The organism is Rhodobacter sp. SGA-6-6 (assembly GCF_011043545.1).
Classification (GTDB): domain Bacteria; phylum Pseudomonadota; class Alphaproteobacteria; order Rhodobacterales; family Rhodobacteraceae; genus Pseudogemmobacter.
In genome coordinates this window covers 1-11,435 of sequence record NZ_JAAKGP010000027.1, presented here as the reverse complement: position 1 = coordinate 11,435, position 11,435 = coordinate 1, and the positions used below count along the sequence as shown (strand labels likewise).

Sequence of the window (11,435 nt, the reverse complement as noted above, 5' to 3'; positions counted from 1 at the left end):
AATACGATCCCTTCGGGTGAGGCTTCGGCCTCACTTTTCAAGGGCTCGGGCACGGCGCGTGTGCGCCTCCGGGCCTACCTTTGGCCGTGTGATCGGCGATGCCGATCCGAGGAACGCAGCGCTGCGAGCTGCCTTTGCCTGTAGTGTCATCACTCCAGGCGGTTTTTCTTACCCGACGGTGACCCCGAAGATCGATCCGACCAGCGCGGTCGCGGCCATGGCAAGGGCACCCCAGAACGTCACTCGGACAGCGCCTCGCAGGATGCCGGCGCCGCCAGCGGTCGCGCCAAGACCGCCCAGCATCGCGAGCGACAGGAGTGTCGCGATGGCTACGAACGCGACGATCTGCGAAGGTGGCGCAAGCATCGCCACCAGAAGCGGGACCACGGCACCCACGGCAAAGGTCATGGCTGACACGAGGGCCGCCTGGATCGGATGAGCGGTCACTGTCTCGGAGATGCCCAGCTCATCGCGGGCGTGGCTGCCAAGGGCATCGCGGTCGGTGAGCTGGACGGCAACCTGTTCGGCCAAATCGCGGGTCAGCCCGCGCGCCTCGTAGATTCGGGTCAGTTCCTCGAGTTCGGCATCAGGCGTTTCAGCCAGTTCCTTGCGCTCGCGCGCCAGATCGGCCTGCTCGGCATCGGTCTGCGAACTGACCGAGACGTATTCGCCCGCCGCCATCGACATGGCTCCAGCGACCAGCCCGGCGAGGCCCGCGATCAGTACCTCCGTCCGCCCTGTGCCGGCTGCGGCGACGCCCACGACGAGGCTGGCAGTCGAGACAATCCCGTCATTCGCGCCGAGCACCGCCGCGCGCAACCAGCCGATGCGGTGCACCATATGTATTTCGGAATGGGAAAGGCGGCTCATGAGGAAACTCCTTCAATACGGGTTTGCGGTGCTGTAAGGCCCGCGGGAGAAATGCGCAGGGCGCGCAGCGCGTTCAGGATGACGGCGACGTCGATGGCCTCTTGCAAGAGCGCGCCCTGAACGGGGGTCAGGTAGCCAAAGGCTGCAGCGATCATGCCCAGAACCGACAGGCCGATGCCTGCGACCACGCTTTCGAGCGCGATCCGGCGCGATCTGCGCGCGATCTCGATCCCCGGCGCGATGCGGTCCACCCGGTCCACCAGCAAGACCACATCGGCCGCCTCGGCACTTGCCGCCGCCCCGCGTGCGCCCATGGCGACGCCCACATCGGCGGCAGCCAGTGCGGGCGCGTCGTTGACGCCGTCGCCCACCATCATCACCGGACCGTTCTTGTGCTCGGTCAGGACCAAGAGCACCTTTTCATCTGGCGTCAGCCCCGCGCGGATACCGTCAAGCCCCAGCCCTTCCGTCACCCGCGCCGCAACCTCGGCCCGGTCTCCGGTGGCCAAGAGGATGCGCGCAACCCCTTGCCGCCGCAGGCTGGCAAGCATCTCGGCTGCCCCTTCGCGGAGGGGGTCGGACATGACCAGATGCCCCGCCAAACGGCCTTCGACGGCCACGGCCACCATGACCGACCCTGCCGCCAGTTCCGGGTGATCACCCGACAAACGGCCCACGCGCCCCGCGACGAAACCATCGCCCCCGACGATGACTTGCCGTCCGTCGATGAAACCGATGACGCCTTCGCCCGGGATTTCAGCCACATCTTCGGGGATGGGTAGGGTGAGCCCCCGGTCCCTTGCTGCAGCCACGATGGCCTGCGCGACGGGGTGTTTTGATGCCTGATCCAGCGCCGCCGCATAGCGCAGGATGTCGTCAGCCCCCATCCCGTCATGGCTGTCGATACTGACGATCTGCGGGCGCCCGTCGGTCAGCGTGCCGGTTTTGTCCAGGATCAGCGTGCGGATGCGGGCCATCGCCTCCAGCGGCTTTGCACCTTTCACCAGCACCCCGAAATGCGCCGCGCGTGACAGGCCCGCTACCAGCGCCACCGGCACGGCGAGGATAAGCGGGCAAGGCGTCGCCACCACCAGCACCGCCACCGCGCGGATCGGATCGCCCGTGAACCACCAGGCGGCAAAGGCGATGGCGACGGTGACGGCCAAAAACCCCAGCGACCAGCGATCTGCCAGCCGCGCCATGGGTGCTTTCGACGCCTGCGCCGCCTCGACCAGCCGGACGATCCCGGCATAGGTGCTGTCCTTTGCCTCGCGCGTCGCCTCGATGTCAAAGGCATCGCCCGCATTGGTCGATCCGCTCATCGCCTCAGACCCGCGGTCGAGCCGCACCGGCAAGGATTCGCCCGTCAGCGCCGATGTGTCGACGAAAGCCGCGGCGGATGCGATGCGCCCGTCCACCGGCACGATATCGCCCTGCCGGATCAGCAGCCGGTCGCCGGGCGCGATGTCGTCCAGTGCCACCTCCTCCAGTCCACCGTTGCGGTGGCGCGTAGCGGTACGCGGCACCCGGGAGAGCAGATCGCGCATTTCGCGCCGTGCCCGGCCCTCGGCGAAGCTTTCGAGGAAGGTGCCACCCGAATACATGACGGCGACGACCGCAGCGGCCAGCGTCTCGGCAAAGGTCAGGGCCGCCGACATGGACAGGGCGGCCACGATGTCGAGCCCCACCTCGCCGCGGGCAAGGCTGCGGATGATCTCGACCACAAGCGCCGCCAGCACGGGGACAACCCCCGCAAACCACGCCGTTTGTGCAAGGTCCGTGCGCCCGCTGAAGTGCAGCCCGAGCCCTGTCACCAGACCTGCAAGGGCGATGGCGAGGAGCAGGGTCTTGAGCCGATCTGTCTGCGCGTGATCCAAGGGTCAATCTCCAACGGCCGGGGCCGTCGCCGCGGACTTGCTCGAAAATAGTTTGCCAACGCCAATGCCTTGTACGCCACCCGCATCATCGCGCGCGAGAAACAGCGCGTCGAGCCCTGCCTTTCGTGCAAGGTCTGCGCCTGCCTCGACCCCCTTCACCATCAGCGCCGTCGCCCAGGCATCCGACTCGGCGCAGGTGGGGGCGATCACGGTGACGGATGCAGGGGGCGCGAGAAGCGGCGCACCGCGCGCAGGGTCCATCGTGTGGGACAGATCACACCCCTGCGCCGTGACCCAGTGTCGATAATCGCCCGAGGTGGCGACAGCAGAATCCTGAAGCGTCAGGATGGAATGGGGCGCGCGGCGGTGATGATCGGGGGCCTCAACCGCAATGGTCCAGGGGCTGCCGCCCGGGCGGAGGCCCATGGCGCGCATCTCTCCGTCGATGCCGACGAGGGCGTCGCGGATGCCGTAGGCTGACAGGACTTCGGCCAGACGATCCACCCCGTAGCCTTTGGCGATGCCGTTCAGGTCCAGAGAGATCGGGGCAATCTTTCGCACCCGGTTGCCGTCCAGAACCAGCACCTCATGGGCAGGCCGATGTGGCGCCTGCATCGCATCGCGAATGGCCTGCGGATCGGCGGTGGCGGGGCCGAAGCCCCAAGCGCGCACCGCATCACCCTGACCGATGTCGAAGGCCCCGCCCGAGGCACGACCGATTGCCAGCCCGACGGTCAGCACGCGCGCCAGATCGGCGGGGATGTCCTGCCATGCCCCCACCGACGCGGCGTTCAGGCGCATCAGATCGCTGTCGGGTCTCCACGTCGACATTTGCAAATCGACTGCATCGACTGCGGTCTGGAGGGCGGCCTGCACGGGCGTGGGATCAAACCCCGGCGCGGCATGGAAAAGCGCGGACCAGCGGGTACCCATGGTCGGGCCGTTCAGGGCGTGGCGGATCAGGTCAGTAGACATCTTCGACATAGCGCCCCCCGGCCTTGAGCATTGCGGGCGTCAGGCCCATGGGTGCCAGGATATCCTCCAGCGCGCGGCCCACGCCCTGCGCCATGTCACGCCCGCCGCAGACCATGACCCTTGCCCCCTGGCAGATCGCGTTTGCCACTTGCGAAGCCTCGGCCCGCAAAGCGTCCTGCACATAATGCGGTCGCGCCCCGCGCGAGACGGCGGTGGAGAGCTGCGTCAGACGCCCCTCGGCCTGCCACGCGGTCAGATCGTCACCATACAGAAAGTCGCTGTCCGGGTGGCGCATCCCAAAGAAGAGATGCACCGGACGGTGGCGGGTATTGGCGCGGATGATCCCGGCTAGCGGCCCGATCCCCGTGCCCGCCCCGATCAGGATCAGGGGCGCCCGGCCCCGCCCGGCATGAAAGCCCGGATTGCGCCGAAGGAAGGCCTGCACGGTGTCACCCGGTTCTAGTATCAGCAACTGGCTGGAACACAGGCCCCCCGGGTGCTTCTTCACCACGATCTCGACGAACCCGTCCCGGCTGCCCGATGCGAGCGAGTAGAAGCGCGGGACGCTGGAGCCTTCCGGCAAGATGCCCAGAAGGTCGCCTGCCTGAAACCGTGCGAAACCCTGGCCTGTCAGCCGCGCCCAGAGGGTCGCTTTTGGCAAGGCAAAGCGCAGGATCGCGGTCGGGGCCTGCACCGCCTCGCCATAGTCGCGGCGCGAGATCAGGGAGAGGCCCTGCGCCTTGGGGCGGGCGGGCTGGTGGTCAAGGTCGAGCGTCAGCCCGATGGCCTGCCCCAGCGCCCGGCCCCAGCGGGCGAAATCCTGCGGCGATTGGCGGTCCACCGTGTCCATGGGCAAAACTGTTGTCCATCCCTTGGCGCGGGCGGCGGCACCCACCTCTGCCGCATAGGTGCAGAAGGCCGGGAAACTGCGGTCGCCAAAGCCCAGAACGGCCAGCGGGGCTGTGGGCGGCTTGGGCAGGCGCGCCAGCCGATCGAGGAACCCGCGGGCCGAAGCGGGCGCGTCGCCTTCGCCATAGGTGGCGGCGAGGATCAGGAAGCAGTCCGCCTTGGGATAACGGGCTGGGTCGAAACCCGACATAGGCGCGATATGCACCGCTTGGCCCGCATCCCGCAGGGCCCGCGCCAGCGTCGCGGCGAAACCCCATGTGCTGCCGCCTTCGGAGCCGACAAGGATCACCGTCTGCGCCCGGCTCGCCCGGGCGTTGTCGCGCAGGCGGGGCCGACCCCGCCGCCCTGCAACCCAGATCAGCGCGCCGGTCACACCCATCACCGGGACGCTCAGCGCGGTCAGGCCGAGAATCAGCCCCAGCACCGCAGCACCCTGACCGGTGTGCAGCATGTAGATGGTTTCCGAGACCTGTTGCCACGGCGTCAGGTCTGCCCAGGACAAAAGCGCGCCGGTCCCCTGATCGATCAGGCCGGTGCCCGCATCGGTGGAGAGGGTGAAGACATCCTGCGCATCGCCCGCATAGGGAAAACTCAGCTTGCGCAAGGCGTCGACGGGCACATCTTGCAGCGCGGCCATCTGCCCCAGCGGGAAGGCCATCTGCCCGCTGACCGCCGCAGGATCGGCAGGGCGCACCGCGCCATCGGGCAGCAGGTCAAAGGTCGAGGCTGTCATCCACAGCGCAGTCGTAGCCGACAGAGCAAGGCCCAGGACCGCAACGCGCGCAATCTCCACATGCAGCCGCCCGGGCCACGGCCCGCGCAAGCGCACGAACCAGCGCCGCCATCCTCCGGTGCGCCGCGCCACCAGCGCCGCCCCCGACAGGGTCAGCATTAGCATCGCGGCAGCGCCCGCCGCCATCACCAGCCGCCCGGCATCGTCCAGAAACAGCGACCGGTGGAGGTTGGTAAGCCAGCGTTCCACTCCGTTCGGATCGGCCGATCCGACGTCTGCGCCCGTTGCCGGATCGATCACTGCGGACCCCGGCGTGCCGCCGTCGAACCACCAGGCGGTGATGGTGCCAGATGGGGACCGACGGATTTCCTCAAGCCCTGGATGGGTGGCGGCCACGTGGGCGGCCAGATCGGCCACGCTCTGCTCCGCCACGGCCTGCGGCGCGACCAGCCGCTCGGCCATGGGAAAGACCGACAGCGCCGCACCGCTGAGCGCAAGGATGGTCACAAGGACAAGGGCCAGAAGCCCCGGCCAGCGATGCAGCACGCGGATCATCGGGCCGTCCCCTTACTGATAGACGAAGCTGGAAATGTAGCGGCGGCCCTGAACGGGCGTGCCCGCGCCATCGGTGGTGAGCTGCACCGCGATCTCGTTCGGGCTGTCGCGCATATCCTCGACCGCCGCGTCGATGTGCAGGGTGTAGCCCGCATCGAACAGGGCATCGGCAAGATCCAGCGTGATCTCCAGCGTCCGGCCTGCGCCGACGCTCGCCCCGGTGATGCCGTTGATCTGGGCAGGGTCGCCCCCGGTGGCGGCATACCAGTCGCTCAGGTGCTCATAATATTTCGACTTGCCGCCCGCCATCCACAGGCTGCCGACATAGGCGCCCGAGGCATCGGTGACGTAGAGCGCCAGGTAGGCGCCATCGCCGCCATAGCTGTTCATCGTGGTGGTCAGCGTAACGGGCCGGGCCATCGCCAGTCCGGGCAGAGTGAGTGCGGTGGTCAGGGCGAGGGTGGCGAGAAGGGATTTCATCGGATGTCCTTTCGATGATGATTGGCGCCCCACATGGGCAGGGGGCGCGATGGCCGCGATCAGTTGGTCACAGCCACGGGCGGCGCGCCGTTGCCGAAAAGTCCATTTGCCGGAGGTGCGACGGTGCCTGCGGGAGCAGGGTTGCCGAGGGCGCCGATGCAGCCGTCATCATCATCATCATCATCATCATCGTCGTCGTCGCAGTCCTCGTCGTCATCGTCGTGCCCGCGACGGAACCATCCGCCGTCGTCATCGTCGTCATCGTCTCCGCTCACACGGATGAGGGGCACGGGCTGATCGTCCGCACTGAACACGGCGGCGCAAACGCCGCTGCACGCGCCTTGGGCGGTGCCTTGGACCTGCATCGCAGCATGGGCCGGCAGGCCGAGTGCCACTGCGAGCGCCGTCGACGCGAAAAGTATGGAAAGTCGGGATGTCATGGCGTTGTCTCCTTGGATCTGATGCTGCCAACCTGTCCCCCGGACCTGAGCGGTTCCTGACGCCCTCCCGTTTTCTGCTTCAGCTTGGCGTCAGGAAGAAAAAGGCCCCGCCGGGAACGGGCAGGGCCAGTCGGACCACGCGGGACAGGCGTGGTTGGGGAACAGCGTCAGGCGATGTCGCCGGGTTCCGGGGCGCGCTTGTCTCCGGTGATCATGGCGCGGGCGAGGTTCTCGCGGTGGCGGACCGAGGCGAGGACAACGCCCCCGACATGCGCCGCGACCAGGAGAAGCATCAGGTTGGCCAGGGTCTCGTGCACCTCCTCGAGCGCGCCTTCGACCTCGCGTCCCTCGCCATACTCGTCGCCATCATCGTCCGCCCATGCCGGGGCCACGATCTGCGGCAAGGCGGGCAGCATCGCCACGCGGTCGGGTTGCGCCATCAGCCAGCCGGTGAAGGCCGTGCCCGACAGCGTCAGCAAGAGCGCCACGATCATCGCCGCCCCCGCCGGGTTGTGGCCGAGGTAGCGGCGTTCGCCCCCGCGCAGCATGGATCCCAGATAGGCGAACGTCGCGCCCGGGCCTTTCACGAACGGCGCAAAGCGTGCATAGCGGCTGCCGACAAAGCCCCAGATCAGCCGGAAGGCCACAAGGCCCGCGACCGTGTAGCCCGCGAATTCATGGACGGGCTGCACCTCATCGGCTGTCAGCCAGGCCGTCGCGAAAGCTGCCACGAGGCCCCAGTGGAACACGCGGACCAGAGGGTCCCAGACGCGCAGGGTCGCGACGTCCTTGGTCTGCACGGAAACATGGTCAGTCATTTTCCTGCCCTTCGCGTTCGCGATCGTCGTCGTCATCCTCGAACTCGAATTCGATGATCTGGAGCGTGCCGGGATGCAGCTTGACCTCGATCGCGCGGCCTTGCGCGTCGCGACCGTCGATCTCGTAGCAGCCGTCGTCGATCTTTATGCGGCGGACCTCCCAGCCTTGCGAGCTGGCGAACTCGGCCACCGCCTCGCGCGGTTGCCAATCGGCCATCGGCACGAAGCAGTCATCGTCAGCAAAGGCCGCACCGGCAGGCAGGGTCGCCAGAAAAGCAAGAATTGTCAGTGTCTTTCGCATGGGCCACACTCCGGGTTACGGCCAGTCTGGATGATGTGATGCGCGCCGAAGCTGACGGCAGCCTGAAGACGGCTGAGCTAGGGCTTCAGCCTGCTGTCAGGAGAGAGGGTCAGAAGCAAACCAACCCGGGGCCAAAGGGACGGCAGAAGACCATGCGCATCTTGCTGATCGAGGATGATACAGTTCTGGGAGCTGCCGTGCGGGACCAGATAGCCGCCGATGGCCATTCGGTCGACTGGGTCCAGCGGCTGGATGCGGCCGGGGACGCGATGGCCGGGGCGAGCTTCGATCTTGTGCTTCTTGACCTGATGCTGCCCGATGGCCGGGGCATTCCGTTTCTGCGCCGTCTGCGGGCCAAGGGCGATGTGACGCCCGTCATCATCCTGACCGCGCTTGACCAGATCAGCGACCGGATCGAGGGGTTGAACGCAGGGGCCGACGACTACCTGGTCAAGCCCTTCGATCTGGCGGAACTGTCCGCCCGGATCGGCTCGGTGGCGCGCCGCTATGCGGGGAACCCCAACCCAATTGTCACCCACGGGCCGCTGGAGATCGACCTTGCTGCGCGCAGCATCCACCGCGACGGCCGCCCAGTCGCCCTGACGGCACGCGAATGGGCGCTGTTCGAGGCCTTTCTGTCCCGGCCTGGGCAGCTTCTGTCCAAGGCGCAGCTTGAGGACAAGCTTTACGCCTTTGGGGCCGAGATCGAGAGCAACACGATCGAGGTCCATGTCAGCCGACTGCGGAAGAAGTTGGGGGCGGAGGTGATCGAGACGGAACGCGGCCTCGGCTACCGTCTGGGCCGGGCATGAGGGCGCCGCGCAGTCTTCAGGGTCGCCTTGGGCTCTGGCTGGGCGTGGCGCTGACGGTTCTTTGGGTGCTCGCGGCCAGCGTGACGGCGCTGATCGCGCGGAGCGAGATCGAAGAGGTGTTCGATTCCGCCCTGCAGGAAACCGCACAGCGCATCCTGCCACTCGCCGTCGTTGATATCCTGAACCGCGAGGAAGCAGGGATCAGCCAGCGTCTTGCCGCCATCCGCGAACATGACGAGTTCTTCACTTACATCGTGCGGGATGATCAGGGGCGCATCCTGCTGCAATCCCATGCCGCCGACCCGGGCGTGTTCCCCGCCTGGGAAGGGATCGGGTTCCACCAGACTGCAACGCATCGGCTCTATAGCGACGAGGCTGTGCAGGGCACGATCCGCATCACTGTGGCCGAGCCGCTGGACCATCGCGCAAGCGTCGCGCGCGAGATTCAGATGGGGCTTGGCCTGCCACTTCTGATCTTGCTGCCCGTGGCGCTTCTGGCCATCGTGCTGACCGTCCGCGCCAGCCTTGCGCCCCTGCGCCAGTTCCGCGACCGCCTGTCGGCGCGGGGCGCGCGCGACCTGAGCCCCGTCGCCAGCGCCGATCTGCCCACCGAAATCGCGCCCCTCGCCGATACGATGAACGGACTTCTGGGGCGGCTGGAGGCGGCCTTCGAGGCGGAGCGAAGCTTTGCAGCGAACGCCGCGCATGAACTCCGCACCCCGCTGGCAGGTGCCATCGCACAGGCACAACGGCTGCAGACAGAGACGCGCGACGCTGACGCCAAGGCCCGTGCGGCCGAAATCGAGGCCACGCTGAAACGCCTGACCCGCCTCTCCGAACGCCTGTTGCAACTGGCGCGCGCTGAAGGTGGTCGCCTTCGCCGTGACGTCGCTGCCGATCTTCGCCCCGTGGCCCGACTGATCGTCGACGACCTTGCGCGCGGTGGCGAGCCCGGGCGCATCCACCTCGCGCTTCCGGACAGCGCTATCATGTCGGATCTGGACCCCGACGCCTTCGCGATCGTCTTGCGCAATCTGATCGAGAATGCCTTGCGCCATGGCCAAGCCGAAGCTCCTGTGGAGGTCTCGCTTGCAACTGACGGAACGCTGATCGTCGCCAACGACGGCCCGGTCGTGCCCGCCGAGGATCTCGCACGCCTGACGCACCGGTTCGAGCGCGCCCGGTCCGATCGCGAGGGCAGCGGTCTTGGGCTGGCAATTGTCGCGACGATTGCCGAGAGGTCTGGCAGTCAATTCGAACTCAGATCGCCTCGCGAAGGCCGGGCTTCAGGGTTCGAGGCACGACTATCACCGACCGGAACACGCGTTCTGAATTCCTAGCGAGAATGGATCAGGCTTTACGCCTTGATTCGAAGGCATTTCTCGCGCGCAGTACTCGGCTGGTTGCGTATCGACCGAGTGGCGAACGCATTTGGGCTGGATCAGTTGATAGCCAAATCGGTCGCCGTTTTCCCAGCAGCCAACGCGTCCACGAACCACTGCGGTTTCCGCCCCCGGCCGGACCAGGTGAGCGCCGGGTTCTCAGGGTGTCGGTATTTCGCCGCGACAGGTGCAAGAGAGGATTTCGTCTCGGCGCCGACGAGTTCGGCCAGGGAGTAACCCAGATCCCGGGCGAGAGCTTCCACCTTGGCGCGGGCTTCCGCCTTCTGCCGATCCTCGAATGTGGCAATCGCCTTGGCGACGTCCTTCTGCATTTTCTTCAGCTCGCTGAGCGACAGTGCCTCGAGATCGTAATCAGCCATTGATGCGGTCCGTGTCCTGAATGTCCCGGTATCGATAGCCCGTCGATGCAGGGCGCCGCAACTCCCGGAAGGCTGGGGCAGGGGTGGCAAAGGCTGGTGATCGTCGTTTCGCCGCCGGGAGGTGCTGGCCTGGGGGCAGGCTGTCCCGATTGGTCGGGTGACAGGTTCTGGCATGGGCCCCCCGCGCATCTCTGTCTCCCGGGCCATCCCTTCGACTGACAATCCCCTAATCCCGTTCGGCCTCTCGCGCGCAACCCCGCGTCAGTCCGGGCCGTGTTGCCCCTTTGGGGCTGCCCGCTCCACCCCGGTCCTCTGGGGGTTTCCGGTGTCCATGCTGTCCACCGTGCACGCGTCACCCGACGGGCTTTTTCCGGGTCTTGTCGAAGGGACGGTCCCGAAGACAGGACACATAGGAGCTTACCATGCAGAACATCGTCATCCTCGCCGGCAACATCGGTCAGACCCCCGAAGTCCGCACCACTCAGGGCGGCACCAAGATCACCAACTTCAGCCTCGCCACCTCCCGCCCCCGCCTCTCGGAAGGTCGCGTCCTGCGCGACGAGAACGGCTACCGGGTCATGGACACGGAATGGCACCGCATCACCTGCTTCAACGGTCTCGGCAAGACGGTCGCGGAGCATTGCGAAAAGGGTATGAAGGTCCTCGTCCACGGCCGCATCCACTACACCAAGTGGATCGACAGCATGGGGAACGACCGCTACGGCTGCGAGATCATCGCCGAGAAGGTCGACTTCCTGAGCCGCCCGAAGTCGGCCGAGAACGAAAACCCCGAGCTGGTCGACCGCGACGACGAGATCCCGTTCTGAAGAGAACGGGGTCTCCCCCTCGGGCCTGGCGGGGAAACCCGCCGGGTTTGCGGGATTGCAGTGAGGCGCCTTAGAG

Annotated in this window: 12 protein-coding genes; 3 read left to right on the top strand and 9 right to left on the bottom strand. The window is 66.9% G+C overall.

All coding sequences use genetic code 11. The features are described from left to right. Nucleotides 1–168 precede the first annotated feature (168 nt). The 8 genes from G5B31_RS20395 to G5B31_RS20360 form a co-directional block, all read right to left on the bottom strand. Nucleotides 169–870 carry a VIT family protein gene (locus tag G5B31_RS20395; RefSeq protein ID WP_165020034.1) on the bottom strand — a complete coding sequence of 234 codons (702 nt, stop codon included), beginning with the start codon at nt 868–870 and terminating at the stop codon, nt 169–171. After that, nucleotides 867–2,747 (bottom strand): heavy metal translocating P-type ATPase, encoded by a 1,881-nt coding sequence (locus G5B31_RS20390; protein WP_165020033.1) that lies wholly within the window; start codon nt 2,745–2,747, stop codon nt 867–869. Before G5B31_RS20390 ends, G5B31_RS20395 begins: the two co-directional genes overlap by 4 nt. 3 nt (nt 2,748–2,750) lie before the next feature. Then, on the bottom strand, nt 2,751–3,731 hold the full coding sequence (locus G5B31_RS20385; RefSeq protein ID WP_165020032.1) for an FAD:protein FMN transferase: 981 nt from the start codon (nt 3,729–3,731) through the stop codon (nt 2,751–2,753). Then, on the bottom strand, nt 3,712–5,919 hold the full coding sequence (locus G5B31_RS20380; RefSeq protein ID WP_165020031.1) for a PepSY domain-containing protein: 2,208 nt from the start codon (nt 5,917–5,919) through the stop codon (nt 3,712–3,714). Before G5B31_RS20380 ends, G5B31_RS20385 begins: the two co-directional genes overlap by 20 nt. 12 nt (nt 5,920–5,931) lie before the next feature. Then, nucleotides 5,932–6,399 carry a DUF2271 domain-containing protein gene (locus tag G5B31_RS20375; RefSeq protein ID WP_165020030.1) on the bottom strand — a complete coding sequence of 156 codons (468 nt, stop codon included), beginning with the start codon at nt 6,397–6,399 and terminating at the stop codon, nt 5,932–5,934. Between the two features lie 59 nt (nt 6,400–6,458). Continuing rightward, a complete protein-coding gene (locus G5B31_RS20370) occupies nt 6,459–6,839 on the bottom strand; it encodes a hypothetical protein (RefSeq protein WP_165020029.1) in 381 nt (126 codons plus the stop codon). A gap of 167 nt (nt 6,840–7,006) precedes the next feature. Next, nucleotides 7,007–7,657 carry a cytochrome b/b6 domain-containing protein gene (locus tag G5B31_RS20365; RefSeq protein ID WP_165020036.1) on the bottom strand — a complete coding sequence of 217 codons (651 nt, stop codon included), beginning with the start codon at nt 7,655–7,657 and terminating at the stop codon, nt 7,007–7,009. Further along, entirely contained in the window at nt 7,650–7,958 is a 309-nt protein-coding gene (locus tag G5B31_RS20360) for a PepSY domain-containing protein (protein ID WP_165020028.1), read from the bottom strand. The genes G5B31_RS20365 and G5B31_RS20360 overlap by 8 nt, the downstream gene beginning before the upstream one ends. A 152-nt stretch (nt 7,959–8,110) precedes the next feature. On the opposite strand from G5B31_RS20360, the gene G5B31_RS20355 reads away from it, so the two are divergent. Together G5B31_RS20355 and G5B31_RS20350 are read left to right on the top strand one after the other, a co-directional pair. Continuing rightward, entirely contained in the window at nt 8,111–8,770 is a 660-nt protein-coding gene (locus tag G5B31_RS20355; RefSeq protein ID WP_165020035.1) for a response regulator transcription factor, read from the top strand. After that, a complete protein-coding gene (locus G5B31_RS20350) occupies nt 8,767–10,110 on the top strand; it encodes an ATP-binding protein (RefSeq protein WP_165020027.1) in 1,344 nt (447 codons plus the stop codon). The genes G5B31_RS20355 and G5B31_RS20350 overlap by 4 nt, the downstream gene beginning before the upstream one ends. A 101-nt stretch (nt 10,111–10,211) precedes the next feature. On the opposite strand, the gene G5B31_RS20345 is transcribed toward G5B31_RS20350, so the two are convergent. Beyond that, entirely contained in the window at nt 10,212–10,532 is a 321-nt protein-coding gene (locus G5B31_RS20345) for an H-NS family nucleoid-associated regulatory protein (RefSeq protein ID WP_165020026.1), read from the bottom strand. A gap of 422 nt (nt 10,533–10,954) precedes the next feature. Between G5B31_RS20345 and G5B31_RS20340 the strand changes: the two genes are divergently transcribed. Beyond that, nucleotides 10,955–11,359 (top strand): single-stranded DNA-binding protein, encoded by a 405-nt coding sequence (locus G5B31_RS20340; protein WP_090271194.1) that lies wholly within the window; start codon nt 10,955–10,957, stop codon nt 11,357–11,359. Nucleotides 11,360–11,435: the final 76 nt, after the last annotated feature.